Source organism: Kitasatospora sp. NPDC127121, from assembly GCF_042677305.1.
In the GTDB taxonomy this organism is placed as follows: domain Bacteria; phylum Actinomycetota; class Actinomycetes; order Streptomycetales; family Streptomycetaceae; genus Kitasatospora.
Genome location: NZ_JBHXTQ010000057.1, coordinates 41350 through 56683 on the forward strand (window position 1 = coordinate 41350; position 15334 = coordinate 56683).

16 protein-coding genes and 1 pseudogene are annotated in these 15334 nt (G+C 74.1%); 7 read left to right on the top strand and 10 right to left on the bottom strand.

Going from position 1 to position 15334, the window contains the following annotated elements:
* Position 1: 1 nt before the first annotated feature.
* Positions 2-1351 carry a condensation domain-containing protein gene (locus ACFVHI_RS25500; RefSeq protein ID WP_380343048.1) on the bottom strand — a complete coding sequence of 450 codons (1350 nt, stop codon included), beginning with the start codon at positions 1349-1351 and terminating at the stop codon, positions 2-4.
* A gap of 230 nt (positions 1352-1581) precedes the next feature.
* On the opposite strand from ACFVHI_RS25500, the gene ACFVHI_RS25505 reads away from it, so the two are divergent.
* A complete protein-coding gene (locus ACFVHI_RS25505; RefSeq protein ID WP_380343051.1) occupies positions 1582-2868 on the top strand; it encodes an MFS transporter in 1287 nt (428 codons plus the stop codon).
* 100 nt (positions 2869-2968) lie between these two features.
* Here the strand turns inward: ACFVHI_RS25505 and ACFVHI_RS25510 are convergent, their stop codons facing one another.
* A complete protein-coding gene (locus tag ACFVHI_RS25510) occupies positions 2969-3811 on the bottom strand; it encodes a class I SAM-dependent methyltransferase (protein ID WP_380343054.1) in 843 nt (280 codons plus the stop codon).
* A gap of 386 nt (positions 3812-4197) precedes the next feature.
* Here ACFVHI_RS25510 and ACFVHI_RS25515 point away from each other — a divergent pair, with 386 nt between their 5' ends.
* Positions 4198-4656, top strand: coding sequence for a DinB family protein (locus ACFVHI_RS25515; protein ID WP_380343078.1), 459 nt, complete (start codon positions 4198-4200; stop codon positions 4654-4656).
* Positions 4657-4704: 48 nt separating this feature from the next.
* On the opposite strand, the gene ACFVHI_RS25520 is transcribed toward ACFVHI_RS25515, so the two are convergent.
* Together ACFVHI_RS25520 and ACFVHI_RS25525 are read right to left on the bottom strand one after the other, a co-directional pair.
* Positions 4705-5199, bottom strand: a complete 495-nt coding sequence (locus ACFVHI_RS25520; protein WP_063346422.1) for a hypothetical protein — start codon at positions 5197-5199, stop codon at positions 4705-4707.
* Between the two features lie 183 nt (positions 5200-5382).
* Positions 5383-7005 carry a CehA/McbA family metallohydrolase gene (locus ACFVHI_RS25525; protein ID WP_380343059.1) on the bottom strand — a complete coding sequence of 541 codons (1623 nt, stop codon included), beginning with the start codon at positions 7003-7005 and terminating at the stop codon, positions 5383-5385.
* A 199-nt stretch (positions 7006-7204) separates the two neighbouring features.
* On the opposite strand from ACFVHI_RS25525, the gene ACFVHI_RS25530 reads away from it, so the two are divergent.
* A complete protein-coding gene (locus tag ACFVHI_RS25530) occupies positions 7205-8110 on the top strand; it encodes a polysaccharide deacetylase family protein (RefSeq protein WP_380343062.1) in 906 nt (301 codons plus the stop codon).
* Positions 8111-8135: 25 nt separating this feature from the next.
* Here ACFVHI_RS25530 and ACFVHI_RS25535 read toward each other — a convergent pair whose 3' ends face one another.
* From ACFVHI_RS25535 to ACFVHI_RS25545, 3 genes and pseudogenes are all read right to left on the bottom strand, one after another.
* Entirely contained in the window at positions 8136-8519 is a 384-nt protein-coding gene (locus ACFVHI_RS25535; protein ID WP_063346419.1) for a barstar family protein, read from the bottom strand.
* 41 nt (positions 8520-8560) lie between these two features.
* On the bottom strand, positions 8561-9214 hold the full coding sequence (locus ACFVHI_RS25540; protein WP_380343065.1) for a 4'-phosphopantetheinyl transferase: 654 nt from the start codon (positions 9212-9214) through the stop codon (positions 8561-8563).
* A 47-nt stretch (positions 9215-9261) separates the two neighbouring features.
* Positions 9262-9532: pseudogene (locus ACFVHI_RS25545) on the bottom strand (hypothetical protein); the annotation flags it as partial.
* 19 nt (positions 9533-9551) lie between these two features.
* Here ACFVHI_RS25545 and ACFVHI_RS25550 point away from each other — a divergent pair.
* Positions 9552-9710: an SDR family oxidoreductase gene (locus ACFVHI_RS25550; protein WP_380343068.1), complete on the top strand. Its 159-nt coding sequence runs from the start codon at positions 9552-9554 to the stop codon at positions 9708-9710.
* A 25-nt stretch (positions 9711-9735) separates the two neighbouring features.
* On the top strand, positions 9736-10545 hold the full coding sequence (locus ACFVHI_RS25555; protein WP_063346416.1) for an SMP-30/gluconolactonase/LRE family protein: 810 nt from the start codon (positions 9736-9738) through the stop codon (positions 10543-10545).
* A gap of 28 nt (positions 10546-10573) precedes the next feature.
* Here ACFVHI_RS25555 and ACFVHI_RS25560 read toward each other — a convergent pair whose 3' ends face one another.
* Complete coding sequence (locus tag ACFVHI_RS25560) at positions 10574-10774, bottom strand: hypothetical protein (RefSeq protein WP_063346415.1); 201 nt, start codon at positions 10772-10774, stop codon at positions 10574-10576.
* 261 nt (positions 10775-11035) lie between these two features.
* On the opposite strand from ACFVHI_RS25560, the gene ACFVHI_RS25565 reads away from it, so the two are divergent.
* Complete coding sequence (locus ACFVHI_RS25565; protein WP_063346414.1) at positions 11036-11521, top strand: cysteine/serine endopeptidase inhibitor; 486 nt, start codon at positions 11036-11038, stop codon at positions 11519-11521.
* Positions 11522-11614: 93 nt separating this feature from the next.
* Here ACFVHI_RS25565 and ACFVHI_RS25570 read toward each other — a convergent pair whose 3' ends face one another.
* Entirely contained in the window at positions 11615-12769 is a 1155-nt protein-coding gene (locus ACFVHI_RS25570; protein WP_380343072.1) for a serine hydrolase domain-containing protein, read from the bottom strand.
* A gap of 168 nt (positions 12770-12937) precedes the next feature.
* Positions 12938-13456, bottom strand: coding sequence for an NUDIX domain-containing protein (locus ACFVHI_RS25575; protein ID WP_380343075.1), 519 nt, complete (start codon positions 13454-13456; stop codon positions 12938-12940).
* Positions 13457-13810: 354 nt separating this feature from the next.
* Between ACFVHI_RS25575 and ACFVHI_RS25580 the strand changes: the two genes are divergently transcribed.
* Entirely contained in the window at positions 13811-15199 is a 1389-nt protein-coding gene (locus ACFVHI_RS25580; protein ID WP_063350913.1) for an FAD-binding oxidoreductase, read from the top strand.
* Positions 15200-15334 lie beyond the last annotated feature (135 nt).

The following is a 15334-nucleotide window of genomic DNA, read 5'->3' on the forward strand; positions in this document are numbered from 1 at the left end:
GCTAGGTTGCTTCGAGGGTGCGGGCCTCGGTGAGGATCAACTCCTCGATCCCGTACAGGAAGCGCTCCATCGCCGGGCGCGGGAGCACCGCGGGGTCGGCCGTCATGGTCAGGCTCAGTGCGCCCGGGGACTGCAGTGCGTCCAGGGCGTAGGTCAGGCCGGGGCGGGGCTCGAACTCCACCGGCCAGGTCAGGGTGGTCTCCTCACCCGTCCCGGTGTCGGGGGAGGCGGTGACCAGCTCGCGGGTGTCGTTGAAGATGCAGGACCGGTCCGCGAGCGGGACGCCCTCGGCGGCGAGCCGCCCGATCTCGGCCTGCAGTCGCAGCTTGTCGTAGTAGGCGTGGCGGTAGGCGCCGATCGCGGCGGCGTTCGTGCGCCGGACGACGTCCCTGAACTCGGCGGTGGCGTCCGGGAGGTGGAACAGCCCGTCGCCCGCGACCACGCTCACCGCGTTGGTCAGTTCGGGCAGGAAGCGGTTGTTCACCACGACGTTCAGCACCGCCTCCGTCGAGCCCGACAGCCGGGCCGTCATCGCCGCCGTCGCCGCCAGCAGCACCGAGGAGGACGTCACCCGGTGGGCGGCCGCCACCTGGTCCACCGCGCGGGGCAGCGCGGGCGAGCGCAGGACGGCGTTCGGGAACCTGGCGCCCGGTGTGGCCGGCTCGCCGGGCGGGGGGAACAGCCGGGCCGGGGCCAGCCGGAGCTTGCGCAGGAACTGTTTGCGGGCGCCCTCGTCCCGCCGCCGACCGCGCTCGGAGGCCTGGAACTCCGCCTCCTCCAGCGGCTGTTGGGCGGGCTCGCGGATCTTGGCCAGTTCGTCCGGCGAGGTGCCCTGGCAGAGCGCGGTCAGGTCGGCCACCAGGCGGTTCATCCCCGTGCCGTCCACCGCGGTGTGCGAGAGCACCAGGCTCACGTACCGGGCCGACCCGCCCGCCTCCACCACGCCGACCCGGATCGGCCACTGGGTGGCGGTGTCGAACGGCAGTGCCGCCAGCTCCTCGTGCAGCCGCGCGCCCGCCTCGGCCGGATCGGCCGGCTCCGCGCAGTGCCGTACCTCCACCTCCAACCGGCCCTCGGCGTCGACCACTTGGTGTAACCGGCCGGCCTCGCCCGGCACCAGGCGGGTGTGCAGCGAGTCGTGCAGGTGGAGCAGCCCCTCCAGGCCGGCGAGCAGGGCGGGCAGCGGCAGCCCGGGGTCGAGCGGCGCCGCCGCGGCGATGTTGTAGCGCGGCACGTCGGCCGGGGTGAGCCGGCTCAGGACGTCCCAGATGGCCTGTTGGCCCCAGGTGGCAGGGCCGGACCCGGCCCGGCCGGACGAGAAGGCGATCTCCAGCAGTTGACGAGTGGTCACCGTGTGGCTCTCCGATGTGGCGGTGGATCGTGACGTCGTGCCGGTGCGTTGGGAGCGCGGATGCTGCTGGGGAGAGTGTGGCGCACCGCCCGCCCGCCGTCGAGGTCCGAGGTTCGGGGCCCGGCGGGTGTGCGGCCGGGGCTTCCGCATCTATCTCGACGTGAAGTATCTTGATGTCGAGATTGATGTCGATCATGCAACGGGGGCCTGCCATGCGGGGGAACGGACTGATGGCGCAGCTGCGGAAGCCGCCGGGCGGGCGCGACGCGCGGATCATGCTGCTGGCGCAGTGCGTCGACCGGACCGGGAGCGGGGTGTGGGCGGCGGCCTCGGTGCTGTACTTCACCTACGTGTGCGGGATGGACGCCCGGCAGCTCGGCGTGCTGCTGGGCGTGGGCGCGGCGGCGGGGATCGCCGGGTCCCCGCTCGCCGGGCGGGCGGCCGAACGGCTGCCGGTGCGGTGGCTGCTGATCGGGTGCCACCTGCTGCGGATCGGGACGATGGGCCTGCTGCTGGTCGTCGACGACTTCGCCACGCTGCTCCCCGCCGTCGCCCTGACCTGCCTGGCCGAACGGGCGGCCAAGACCCTGGAGATGCTGTTCGCCACCCGGATCGCGGGCGAGCGGCGTGGCACGTACCAGGCGCTGTTCCGCAGCGTGGCCAACGCCGGGTACGCGCTCGGCGCGGGCATCGCGGCGATCGGCCTGGCGATGGGCACCACGAACGCCTACCGCGCGCTGATCGTGGCCAACGCACTCTCCTTCGCCTTCGCCGCCGTCCTGGTCTGGCGCACCCGGGAGCCGGCCGGGCGCGGCCTGGTCGCCGCGGCCTCCGGGGAAGAGCCCGCCGCCGCCCCGGGGACAGCTCCGGCGGCAGCTCCGAGCCCCTGGCGCGACCGGGGCTACCTGCTGTTCGTCGCGCTGGACATGCCGCTGAACCTGGACGACTCGATCCTCAACGTCGGCCTGCCGCTCTGGCTCGTCCACCACACCGGCGCGCCGCACGCCGTCGTCCCGGTCTTCCTGATCCTCAACACGGTGCTCGTGGTGCTCCTGCAACTGCGCGTCTCGGCGCGGGCGCAGGGCCCGCACGGGGCGGCCGCGGCGGTGGGCTGGTACGGCCTGACGCTGCTCGGCTGCTGCCTGCTGACCGCGCTCGCCACCGGCGGCGGGCCGTGGACGGCCTCGCTCGCGCTGCTGGCCGCGGCGATGCTCGTCACGCTGGCGGAGCTGATGCGCTCGGTGAGCTCCTGGGAGCTGGCGGTCGTCCTGGCGCCCCCGGGGGCCCAAGCCTCCTACCTGGGGGTGGCCGGGATGGCCCAGTCGGTGCAGAAGTCGGTGGGCCCGCTGCTGCTCACCGGCGTGGTGATGACGGCCGGTCCGGCCGGCTGGCTGGCCCTCGGCGCGGCGACCGTCGGCCTCGGCGCGCTCCAGCGCCGGGCCAGCCTGCGCCGGCTGGCGGCCCTGGCCGGCCCGGCGGCCGAGCCGTCGCCGCGGGTGGGGGCGGCGGTCGGCTGATCCGGCGCGTCGCGGCCGACGGGCGCCCGCCGGGCCCGGAGCGGACGGCGGAGGGGGCGTCAGGGCCCCGCGACGTACCGGGGGGGGGCAGGACGGCGCGTCAGATCGACTGGCGGGCCGTTTCCGCCGGCCCGGGCCGGGTGGCGGTGACGACGTGGTAGTCGAGGAGGCCGCTGCGCCAGGCGGGGAGGAAGTTGCGGCTCCAGTGACCGGGAGGGACGGCGTCGGTGAGGTAGCGGTCGAGGCCGGGCCAGACGGCGTCGCCGATGGACTCGGTGGTGATGGTGGTGAAGCCGGCCGCGGTGAGGTCGCTGGTGAAGGCGGCGAGGGGGTGGGGGAGGTCGAGGCCGTCGGCGAAGCTGGCGAGGAGGATGCTCAGGCGCTCGGTGATGTCCGGTCCGGCGGCGGCGAAGAAGGTGGTCACGACGAGCCGGCCGCCCGGGCGTAGGACGCGGGCGGTCTCGCGGGCGAAGCCGGTGAGTTCGCGGAAGTGCTGGGCGGCCTCGACGGAGTAGACGCCGTCCAGGGAGCCGTCGGCGAAGGGGAGTTGGTTGGCCGATCCGAAGGTGTAGGCGAGCCGATCGGGGTAGGTGGCCAGGGCTTTGGCGTTGACGGCGCGGGCGCGCTCGATCTGGTCGGGGTGGATGTCGACGCCGGTCACGCCCCCGAACCGGAACTCGCGCAGGGCGAGCGCCGCGCCGAGCCCGCGCCCGCAGCCGACCTCGGCCAGCCGCAGCCGCTCACGTGGCTCCGCGAACTCCCGCAGGACCCGGCGGTAGAGCTGTTCCTGGCTGTGGACCCGGTCCTCGGTCGTCGGGGCGGTGAGGTCCATGTCCTGCCAGTAGCCGAAGTTGATGAATCCACCGGCGAAGCTCGCGGCCTGGGACAGATCGCCGGCACCGTAGGTCCGGCGTACGGGGGCGGGGATGTGGTCGTGGCTCATGATGGTCGGTCTCCCGGTGTGTGATGTACCCGGTCTCGGCGGTGGAGTGACGACCCCGGACCGGGGGCGCTGAACGTGCTGCGTGACGATGTGGCGGCGCTGTGACCGGCACCGCGGTGCTCGGCGCCCGTCGGGCGCGCCGAGGTACGTACCCAAACCGGTGGTGATCCGAACACGGTACGTGATGGACCCCGGTCCGGGGCGGGAAAGGGGCGCGGAGGTGGCCCGGGGGGCTCAGAACACCGCCGCACTACCGGGGGCGGCTACCGGGCGCGGACGGCCGGTTCGCTACAGTCCGCGAGGATTCCCGAGGGTTTGAGGAGAGCGACACCGTGAACATCCCTGACCAGCGCCCCGCACCGCCGCTCCGTGGCGGCGAGCGCGAGATGCTGCGCGGCTTCCTGGACTTCCACCGGGCGACCCTCGCCCTGAAGTGCGAGGGCCTCACCGACGAGCAGCTGCGCCGGCGCTCCAGCCCGCCGTCCACCCTGACCCTGCTCGGGCTGGTCCGGCACATGGCGGAGGTGGAGCGCACCTGGTTCCGCAGGGTGATCGACGGCGAGGACGTCCCGCTGGTCTGGTCGCAGGACGGCGACTTCCAGGCCGCGTACGACGCCACCGGCGCCACCCGGGCCGAGGCCTTCGCCGTCTGGCAGGCCGAGGTCGAACACGCGCGCCGCATCGAGCGCGCCGCCGAGACCCTCGACGTCACCGGGTACCAGGCCCGGTGGGACGCCGACGTGTCGCTGCGGCTGGTGATGCTGCACCTGATCCACGAGTACGCCCGGCACAACGGGCACGCCGACTTCCTGCGGGAGGCGATCGACGGGGTGGTGGGGGCGTAGCCGTGCGCGCCGGGTGCCCGGGGCCGGGGCCTCGGGCACCCCGCGGGGTCACCAGCCGAGCAGGTGGGTGCGGCGGGTGAGGGCGGCGAGGATGGACTCGGCGGCGCCGACGGGGGTGAGGGAGCTGGTGTCCAGGGTGTGCGGGCCGGGGACGGCGCCCGGAGTGGGCTGGAGGACGACGAGGTGGAGGGCGGCGCCGGTGGTGCGGCTCTCGCGGCGGAAGGTGTCCAGGGTGGGCGGGGCGGCCGGGCACTCGACGATGACCTGGTAGCCGCCGGTCGCGTAGGCGAAGGCGGCCTGCGCGGCGGCGGCGAGGGCGGTGGTGTTCTGCCGCTCGGCCTCGGGGAGGTGCGGCGGGAGCTGGCCGCGCCGGATGACCCGCAGGAAGTCGTGCGCACGCAGGTGGACGCTCGGGTGCAGCTCCTCCGCGAGCCGGCTCGCGACCGGGCTCTGGCCGGCCCCGGCCGGGTCGACGAGGACGAGGACGCCGCCGGCGCCCCGGCCGCCCCCGAGCTCCGGCCCACCTACGGTCGTACGGTTCACAGCTGCTGATCCCTTCGCGGGCCGGGGACGGACGGGTAGCCGGGGCGAGGCGGTCGGAGTGCGGAAGGGCCGGCCGGCCCGGATACGGACAGCCGACCGCCTCGTCCCTACGACTGGTGCTTTCGGGGATCAACCTAGTCCACGCCGGTGCCCCGAGTCGTCCCCACTCCTGCTCCGGACGCCTCAGCGGTCCTCGACGCGCAGCACGATCGGGTTGGTGAGGGCCGCCATCGGACCCCAGGGGAGGTCCGGGCCCATCGCGTTGCCCTTGCCGGGCGACCCGTCCGGCTTCGGGTGGCGGACCTCGGCCCGGACGTAGGCGGCGAGCGAGGCGGTGGTGCGCCAGACCACCGTGCCGGAGCCGTCGGCGGGCAGTGACTCCTGGTGCAGCTGGCCCTCGTCGGTGAGGAGGCGGACCGTCCCGCCGGGGACGCCGGAGACGGTGAGCCGGACGTCCAGCGGGGCGTCCGCCGGGACGGCCAGTTCCTCGCCGATGCCGACCCGGCGGCCGTGCCCGGTGACGGTGAACTCCAGCTGGACGGCGGCGGATTCGGCGAGCCAGCTGCGCCCGTCGCGCAGCCCGTCGAGGATCGCGTCCCGGGTGAGGTCCTCGGCCAGGACGACGTTGTGCGGGGAGCCGATCACCTGCGGGGCGCTGTGCGCGTCGCTGTTGCCCAGGGCGGGCAGCCAGGAACGGCCCTCGCGCAGGGCGACGGCGAGCCGGCCGTCCCAGGTGTCGACCGCGGACTCGTCGTCGTACGTCCAGGGCCCGTTCCACACCTCGACGCCGTCGGCCTGCTCGTAGCCGAACTTCCACTGGCAGGCGACGTACGGGCAGTACGGGTGCGCGGGCACCACCAGGCCGCCGGCGCGATGGACCTGACGGACGAAGCGCGGGTACTCCTCGTCGCGGGAGCGGTAGCGCCAGTCGACGAACTGGCCCGCTTCGAGGCCGAGGGCCAGCCAGTGGCCGTTGCGGGTGGTGATCTCCTCGCCCGGGATGATCAGCAGGTCGGGGCCGGCCAGCGGGCCCCAGACCGCGTGCGAGGAGCTGGTGTTGTGGTCGGTGGAGACGATGAAGTCCAGGCCGGCCGCGCGGGCGCCGGCGGCCACCTCCTCCGGGAGGCGCCGGCCGTCGGAGTGCACGGTGTGCAGGTGGCAGTCGCCCCGGTACCAGGCGCGGCCGCGGCCGCGGGCCCGCTCGGACGGGTAGTGCGGGGCGAACGCCGGCCCGGGGGCGCCGAACCGGAGGGTGACCTGCACGTGGTAGTCCAGCCCCTGCGGCGCGATCTGGTAGGGGCCGAGGACGAGGTGCCAGGTGCCCGGGTTGATCGGGCCGGGGAGGTAGCCGGGGGTCGCGGCGTCGCGGGCGAGGCTGAACTCGGTGCGGAAACCGCCGGACCAGCCGCGGAAGCCGGGGCCGCCGAGGTCGGTGCCGCGTTCGTCGAAGATGCCGATGTCGCAGGAGTTGCCGGGGGTGCCGGCCGGGACCGGGGGCTTGTCGTAGCCGTAGCTGACGGCGATCTCGCGGACGCCTGCGGGGACTTCGACGGGGAGGTAGACGAAGTCGGGGGCGCCGGTGGGGAGGTGGCCGGTGAGGGTGAGGGTCCGTTCGGTGCCGGGGGCGCTGGGGGCGCTGGGGGTGCCCGGGGTGCCCGGGGTGCCCGGGGTGGCGGGGGCGCCGGGTGCGGAGGCGGCGGCGGGGGTGGTCGCGGTGAGGCCGAGGGCGGCGGCGGCTCCGGTGGTGAGGCCGGTGCGGAGGAGGTCGCGGCGGGCGGGGCGTGGGGTGTCGTGGTCGGCGGGCATCGGGTCCTCCGGGTCGGGGCGGGCGGGTCCGTTCGGCTCCTTACCCGTGGTGGTGAATCAGGGGTGAGCCGGGGCCCACGGGCGGGGGGCGGGTCGGTGAAGGGGGTCGGCGTCGGCCGGGTCGGCGAGTTGCGGGCGATGACGATTAGTCCGTTCATATTCATAACGAGCGGATCGGGTCATCGCGGAGGAGACGGGTGTGGCACTGAGTCGGCGGGCGCTGCTGGCGGCGGTGGCCGGGAGCACGCTGGCGGGGTGCGGGTCCTCGGCGGGCGGCGGGGCGGCGGCCCCGGAGGCCCCCGTTTCGGCCTCCGGGGCCTCCGGGGCCTCCGGGGCCTCGGCGATATCGGAGGCGACGCCCCCGACGCCCGCCCCGACCGCTGCGACCGCGAGCCGGGAGCCGACCCGGGCCGAGCTGATCGCCCGGTACGGCGGCACCGCGCCGAAGGAGTGGGGGATGGAGGTCACCGGGGTGACCACCAAGCTGCCCGCCGGCGAGAGCGCGACGGCGCTCACCTTCGACGCCTGCGGCGGCCCCGGCGGGAACGGGTACGACGCCGACCTGATCGACTTCCTGCGGAAACGTTCCGTCCCCGCCACGCTCTTCCTGAACGCCCGCTGGATCGACGCCAACCCGGACGTGTTCAAGCAGCTTGCCGCCGATCCGCTCTTCGAGATCGGCAACCACGGCACCGTCCACCGCCCGCTCTCGGTCACCGGCCGCTCCGCCTACGGCATCGCCGGCACCGGTGGCGTCGGCGAGGTGTACGACGAGGTCGCGGGCAACGCACACAAGCTCGCCGGGCTGCTCGGCCACCCGGTGCGGTTCTTCCGCTCCGGCACCGCGCACTACGACGACGTCGCCGCCCGGGTGGTCGCCGACCTGGGGGAACGCGCCGCGGGCTTCACGGTGAACGGCGACGGCGGGGCGACGCTCAGCGCCGCCGAGGTGCGGCAGGAGATCGCGGCGGCCCCGCCCGGGGCGATCGTGATCTGCCACATGAACCACCCGGGCGGCGGCACCGCCCCCGGGGTGGTGGCGGCGGTGCCGGGGCTGCTGGCGGCGGGGCGGCGCTTCGTCCGGCTGTCGGACGTGCTGCGGTGAGGTGCAGGGGTGCCGCGTTGCGGCGTTAGGCCAGTCGGAGGCCTCCCGGGTGCTCCTCCTCGATGATCCGGACCAGCCAGTCGAACACCGTCGGCCCCTTGCCGGCCCGGGCGGCGGCGAGGTCGGCGCGGACGTGCTCGCGGTTGGCGGGGTGGCAGTGGGCCAGTCGCAGTTCCAGCTGGCGGACCGTCTCCGGGTAGCCGAGGTTGCGCCGGGAGACCGCGTGGTCGCGCCACTCGATCAGGTAGTCGCCGTCCTCGGGGGTGCCGTAGCCGCCGCGCAGGCAGTCGGCGAAGGCGTCGAGGTTCCGGCCGAAGTAGCCGTCGCTGCCGATGGTCTCACCGACCACGTCCCAGAAGTCGTCCAGCGTGTGGATCCGGGTGCCAGCTATCACATAGGTCACGGTCACGGGGTCGAGGATATGCCGAGTGCGGTCGTCGGTGCGCCGGACTACCGGGCGACCGCGATGGCGGTGGCGAGCAGCCCGTCACCGACGGCCCAGCGGCCCTCGAAGCCCTCGATGCGGCGGCCGTTGACGTTCGGGCCGGGGACCAGCAGGCGGGCGGTGAAGGAGCCGTCGGGGGAGAGGACCAGGTCGGCCTCGCTGAAGTCCAGGAACTGCTCGGTGAGCGGGAACCACGCCTTGTACACGGACTCCTTGGCGCTGAACAGGATGCGGTCCCACGGGGTGCCGGGGTGCTCGGCGAGCAGGTCGACGATCCGCTTCCCCTCCTCGGGCAGCGCGATGACGTCCAGGACGTCGTCCGGGAGCGGCAGGGCGGGCTCGGCGTCGATGCCGACCGAGGCGAGGTCGCCGGAGCGGGCGACGGCCGCCGCTCGGAAGCCCTCGCAGTGGGTGAGGCTGCCGACGACGCCGTCGGGCCAGCTCGGGGCGCCGCGCAGGCCGGGGACCAGCGGGCGGTAGGGGATGCCGAGGCGGGTGAGGGCGGTGCGGGCGCAGTGGCGGACGGTGGTGAACTCCCGGCGGCGCTTCGCCACCGCCTGGACGACGGCGGCCTCCTCGGCCGGTTCCAGCCGGGCCTCCGGCGGGTCGTCGTAGGACACCTCGGTCACGACGGCGTCCGGCAGCAGGTCCCCGATCACACGCTCCCCCTCGGTCGGTGCGCGGACGGCCGCCGCGCGGATCGAGCCTAACCCGGGTGGGGGCGGTCCCGGCGGGCCTTCCGGGGAAGATCCACCAGGGCCACCAACACGCCAGGGCCACCAACACGCCAGGGCCACCAACACGCCAGGGCCACCAACACGCCAGGGCCACCGGGCAGGTAGGTGACGGAGTGCAGGCCGCCGGTGCAGCGGAGGGAGCGGTGGCGCTCGTACACCGGCCAGGACACCGGGGACTTGCGGTCGACGTCGACGCCGATGCCCTGGAAGGGGGGCCGTGCCGATCAGTTGGTGGACCGATCCGCAGCCGAGCGCCGCGATGCTACGGTCGTCCCCACTGGGGCGGTTCGGCAGTGCGGCCGAGGTCGCGCGGGTGGTCGGCTTCCTGGCGAGTGAGGAATCCTCGTTCATCAGTGGTGCCTGCCTCGCCGTGGACGGCGGAATGACCGCGATGCTGCCCGAAGCCCTGCTGCGCTGACACCTTGTTCGAGGAGGGCCCCGCTGTGCGTGCCGAACCGGTCGCCGACACACCGTACCTGGAGCTGGGCGAGGGCCCGCTGTGGGACCAGTCCGCGCAACTGCTGCGCTGGATCGGCATCCCCGACCGGCGGGTGCTCACCCTGGACCCGGCCTCGGGCGCGATCAGCTCGGTCGAACTCGACGTCACCCCCGGCACCTTGATGCCGTACGGCGACGGCGGACTGATGCTCGCCACCGAGCGCGGCTTCGAACGGCTCGACCCGGCCACCGGCCGCACCACGCTGGTCGCCGCCGTCGAAGCCGACCGCCAGGACCGCCGGATGAACGACGGCAAGACCGACCCGTACGGCCGGCCGGTCGCCGGCTCGATGGGGCGGGGGGAGCCGCGCGAGCCAGGATCGCTGTACCGGCTGGAGCGCGACGGCGGCGTCCGGGCGATCCTCGACGGGCTCGACATCCCCAACGGCCTCGCCTGGCCGGAGCCCGACCGGCTCTGGCACATCGACACCACCACGCGCCGCATCGCCCTCTACCCCTATCCCGAGCACGGCCCCCTCGGCGAGCGGATCCGCACGCTCGACGTCTCCCACCTGCCGGGTTACCCGGACGGCATGACGCTCGACGCCGACGGCAACCTGTGGGTGGCGTTCTGGGACGGCTGGGCGGTCCGGTGCCTCTCGCCGGAGGGTGAGGTGCTGGCGTCGGTCGAGCTGCCGGTGCCGCGCGTCACCAGTTGCGCCTTCGGCGGGCCGGACGGGCGGACGCTCTACATCACGTCCGCCCGGTCCGACCAACAGCCGCTCTCCGGCGGCCTGTTCAGCGTCCGGGTGTGAGGGGGCCGGTTTTGAAGGGTCCGCGTCCCTACTGCCCGAGCAGGCGGGCGAAGTCCAGCCCGAGGCTGCCGAGCACCGGCAGCGCGCCGAGGTCGGTGACGGCGCCGACGGGGATGCTGTAGCCCTGGTTCACGGCGCGGGGTACGGGCACGGGTGCGGCGTTGGCGGGTGCGGCGGCGGCCGGGATCAGGGCGGCGCCGAGGAGCAGTGCGGCGAGTGCGGTGCGCATGGGGCGGGGCCTCCGGGGGTGGGCGTGGTGGCCTGTCAACACCCTGCGGCGCGGTGCGGTCACGTATCTTCGCCCCTTCGGCCGTATTGGTAAAGATTCCTGACTTGTGTTCATGTCAACATGGCGGCGGTCTGGACCACACCGCCGTCGGGCGCATACGTTCTCTTCACTCGGACGGGCATCGGGCGGTCTCGCTGAATCCCCCTGCGGCTTCGGCGACTTCTGCCTGTCATGTCCATGGCTAAAGAACCGGAGGGAACCATGCGCGCCATCAGCAAGAACCTCAGGATCCTCGCGGGCGCCCCGCTCGCGGCCGCCGCCCTCATCGCCCTCACCGCCGGCACCGCCAGCGCGGCGATACCGATCAACACGCCCATGGCCGGCAAGGCCACCTACTACAACGACGCCGGCTACGGCGCCTGCGGCACCCAGATCAACGCCTCCAACCAGATGCTCGTCGCGGTCTCCCACACCTGGTGGACCAGCGCCAACCCCAACAACGACCCCCTGTGTCAGGGCATTTCGGTCAAGGTGAGCTACCAGGGCAAGACCGTCACCGTCCCCGTCCGGGACAAGTGCCCCTCCTGCGACGCCAGCCACCTCGACCTCAGCCAGCCCGCCTTCGCCCAGCTGGCCCCGCTCGGCCAGGGCGTCATCAACGGCCTCACCTGGCAGTTCGTCAAGGCCGGCCTGAACGGCAAGACCGTCGAACTCTCCGAGCCCATCACCGGATCCACCATCGGCTGAGACCGCGGATGAGCGACCGTGCCCGCCCCGTGACGCGGGGGCGGGCACGGTCGTCGCCCGGGGTCCGCTCTCGCGTGTGAGTGCCTGACCGCCTCAGCGGCAGAGCGCGGCGTCGACGGCGTCGGCGACGCGCTGCTTGACATCGGCAGAGGGCAGGGTGGTGACGGCGATGTCGGCGGCGCGACCGTCCTCGGTGACACCACCGCGGGTCGCGTAGCCCGGGAGCGTGCCGCCGTGGCCCCAGTACACACCGCCGCAGGACAGCGGGCGGCTGGCGAGCCCCAGCCCGTACCGGCCGCCGGGGCCCATGTACTCGGCGGGGACGGTGACCTGCATCTGGGCGAGCTGGGCCGGGGCCAGCAACTCGCCGCCGAGCAGGGCACGGAAGAAGCGGTTGAGGTCGCTGTTCGTGGAGACCAGGGCGCCGGCCGTCCAGGCCCAGGACATGTCCTGCTCGGTGACGTCCAGCGGCTGGTCGCCGGGCTCCTCGGTGACGTAGCCGTGCGGGTGGCGCTCGTGCACCGTCATGTCGCCCTGGGCGGGGAAGTACGTGTGGCGCAGGCCGATGCGGTCGATGACCCGGCGGGTGATCTCCTCGCCGGCGGGCCGCCCGGTGACCTTCTGGATGATCAGGCCGGCGATCAGGTAACCGGTGTTGCAGTACTTCCAGCCCTTGCCGGGCTCGAAGTCGGGCTTCTGGGCGAGCGCGAGGTCGAGCAGGTCGCGGGGCTCGTGGTACTGGGAGAGGCTCTGGTCGGGCAGGAAGTGGGTGTAGTCGGGCAGGCCGCTGGTGTGCTGGAGGATCTGGCGGACGGTGATCTTCCGCCCGTCGATCTCGCCGCCTGCGCCGGTGCCGCGCACGAGACCCGGCAGGTAGGTGTCGAGGGAGGCCTCCAGATCGACCTTGCCCTCGGCGACGAGCTGCAGGACGACGACGGCCGTGAAGGACTTGGTGTTGCTGCCCGCCCGGACCTGCCCGTCCACGGGCACCGCCGCGCCGGTGGCCAGATCGCCTACCCCGGCCGTGTAGGTGCGGGTGTGCCCGTTCCGGTCCCGCACGGTGGCCAGCGCGCCGGGCACACCGTCCTGCCGGACCAGCGCGTCGAGCCGCTGCTGGACGACGTCGGCTCGGGGGCCCGCCGCCTGGGCCGCCGGCGCGGCGGCCACGCCGAACAGCAGGACGCCTGCGGCGACGGCCGCTGCGCTGAGCCGGAACGGTCGAATCCTGTACGGCGTGGACGGGTTCACGGAGCGTCTCCTCTCGCCGGGCCGACGCGCCCGGGACCACCAGGGCACCACGCGGCACCGGCGACGGTCGTCCGCGCGCAGGAGGAGCGCGGGCCGAAGCCGTGGTCCTGACGGCCTACGACCTGCGGGGTATGAACTGTGATCCGGCCATTGGTGTGTGATGGTGGGTCAGAGTTGCCATGGCTCCGCCCCGTCCCGAAGGTAGCGGGTGCGGCCGTCGGCAAGTGCGTGGAGTGCGGCTTGGAGGCGGGTGCGTTGGCGCGCCCGCAGCCGGGCGGCCACCTCGGGTGCTGGGAGGAAGAGTGCTTCGGAGAGTTCGTCGTCATGGGGGCGGACGTTGGCGGCAAGGGCGGGGGCGAGGGTTCCGGCGTCGAAGATGAACGCGATCTGGTCGTCCCAGGGCCCGTGCGGCGCCACCCAGTCCACGACGAGGAGGGCACGGACGGCGATGTCGAGGCCCAACTCCTCCCGCAGCTCCCGCACGGCTGCCTGGTCAGGGGGTTCGTTGGCCTCGGCCATGCCGCCCGGCAGGTCCCAGCCGTCCTTGTAGGTCGGGTTGACGGTCAGGAGACAGCCGCTCACGTCTCGCAGGATGACGTCGGCCGAGACGCGCTTGCGGGCCTGCCTGGCGTTGCCTTCGGAGAGGTAGGCGTTCCAGGCTTCGGTGTCGGTGGGTGCGGGCCTCACGATGAACCTCCCCGAGGTGACGGGATGATGTCGGCGAGTAGCAGGAGCCGGATTCTGCTCGCTTCGTCGAATCGTGCCAGGTACTCACGCACCGGGCCGTACTCCCGGTGCGTGCCCAGAAGATCGCCCAGGCCATCCAGTTGTCGGGCGACGCGAGCTTGGCGAGGCTGCGGAGGGTGGGGGTGCGGGTCGCGGAGTTCGTGTCGGGGGCGTGCAGCTGGATGCGGGTGCTGGAGCTGTTGGTGGTCTGACAGGGTGGCTGGCCGGGCGGGGGGATCTTGGCAGTGTGGGGGTGTTCCGGCGTGACCGGTGCGGCGTAGCGTCCGGGCAGGTCGGCGACGGGTGTGGGAGGTTCTGGTGGCGGTCAACGGCGAGGTGTCGTTCTGGTACGCGGCGAGTGGGCTGCCGGAGCCGGGGCCGGCGTTGCCCGGGAGCGCGGATGTGGACGTGTGCATCGTCGGTGGCGGGTACACGGGGCTGTGGACGGCGTACTACCTGAAGAAGGCGGAGCCGTCGCTGCGGATCGCGGTGCTGGAACGCCGGTTCTGCGGCTACGGCGCTTCGGGGCGCAACGGCGGGTGGCTGTACAACGGCTTCGCGGGCCGGGGCGCGTTCGCGAAGCGGTACGGCCCGGGTGCGGCGGCGGCGATGCAGCGGGCGATGGACGAGGCGGTCGGGGAGGTCGTGGACGTCGCCGCCGCCGAGCGGATCGACGCGCACATCGTGCGCGGCGGGGTGCTCGAAGTCGCCAGGAACAGAGCCCAGTTGGAGCGGCTCAAGGCTTTCGCCGCCGCCGAGCGGGCGTACGGCGAGGGTCGCGTCGAGCTGCTGGGCGCGAAGGAGGCCGCCGACCGGATCGCCGTCGCGGGCGCCCTCGGCGGTACCTGGACGCCGTACGGTGCGCGGATCCAACCGGCCGCGCTGGTACGCGGGTTGGCGCGGGTGGTGCGGGACCTCGGGGTGGCGGTGCACGAGGGGACGGCGGTGACGGCGATCCTGCCGGGCACCGCGTACGCCCGGCCGCGCGCGGTGACGCCGCAGGGCACGGTGACCGCCGAGTACGTGCTGCGCGCGACCGAGGGCTTCACGGCCGGCCTGCGCGGCGAGCGGCGGACCTGGCTGCCGATGAACTCGGCGATGATCGCCACCGAGCCGCTGCCGCCCGCCTTCTGGGCGGACGCGGGCTGGCAGGGCCGCGAGGTGCTGGGCGACTTCGCGCACGCCTACATGTACGCGCAGCGCACCGCGGACGACCGGATCGCACTGGGCGGCCGGGGTGTGCCGTACCGGTTCGGCTCGCGGACGGACGCGGACGGCGGCACCCAGGTGGAGACCGTGCGCCAGCTCCGGCAGATCCTGAACCGCTTCTTCCCGGCGGCCGCGAGTGCCCGGATCGACCACGCCTGGGCGGGCGTGCTCGGTGTGCCCCGGGACTGGTGCGCCACGGTGGAGCTGGACCGTGCGAGTGGTCTCGGCTGGGCGGGCGGGTACGTCGGCAGCGGGGTGACCACGACGAACCTGGCGGGCCGGACGCTGCGCGACCTGGTCCTCGGGCGGGACACCGGGCTGACCGGGCTGCCCTGGGTGGGCCACACCGTGCGCCGCTGGGAGCCCGAGCCGCTGCGCTGGATCGGGGTGCACGCGATGTACGCGGCCTACCACGCGGCGGACCGCCAGGAGGCGGGCGGACGGGCCGCCACCTCGCCGATCGCCCGCGTCGCGGACGTCGTCTCCGGGAGGTAGCGGCGCGGACGGTAGCGGCGCGGGCGGTGGCGAGCGCGGTCGGACGGCGGCGAGCACGCCGGACGGTGGCGGTGACGCGGGGGGGTGGGCCCCCCCCCGTCCGCCCCCGCGGAAACGCCCCCCGGGGGGGCGCCC

What these genes read in the sequence shown, in the direction of transcription:
- ACFVHI_RS25505 (WP_380343051.1), top strand. Translation starts at nt 1,582, where the DNA reads ATGGCGCAGCTGCGGAAGCCGCCGGGCGGGCGCGACGCGCGGATCATG.
- ACFVHI_RS25510 (WP_380343054.1), bottom strand. Translation starts at nt 3,811, where the DNA reads ATGAGCCACGACCACATCCCCGCCCCCGTACGCCGGACCTACGGTGCC.
- ACFVHI_RS25515 (WP_380343078.1), top strand. Translation starts at nt 4,198, where the DNA reads ATGCTGCGCGGCTTCCTGGACTTCCACCGGGCGACCCTCGCCCTGAAG.
- ACFVHI_RS25525 (WP_380343059.1), bottom strand. Translation starts at nt 7,005, where the DNA reads ATGCCCGCCGACCACGACACCCCACGCCCCGCCCGCCGCGACCTCCTC.
- ACFVHI_RS25550 (WP_380343068.1), top strand. Translation starts at nt 9,552, where the DNA reads ATGCTACGGTCGTCCCCACTGGGGCGGTTCGGCAGTGCGGCCGAGGTC.
- ACFVHI_RS25560 (WP_063346415.1), bottom strand. Translation starts at nt 10,774, where the DNA reads ATGCGCACCGCACTCGCCGCACTGCTCCTCGGCGCCGCCCTGATCCCG.
- ACFVHI_RS25565 (WP_063346414.1), top strand. Translation starts at nt 11,036, where the DNA reads ATGCGCGCCATCAGCAAGAACCTCAGGATCCTCGCGGGCGCCCCGCTC.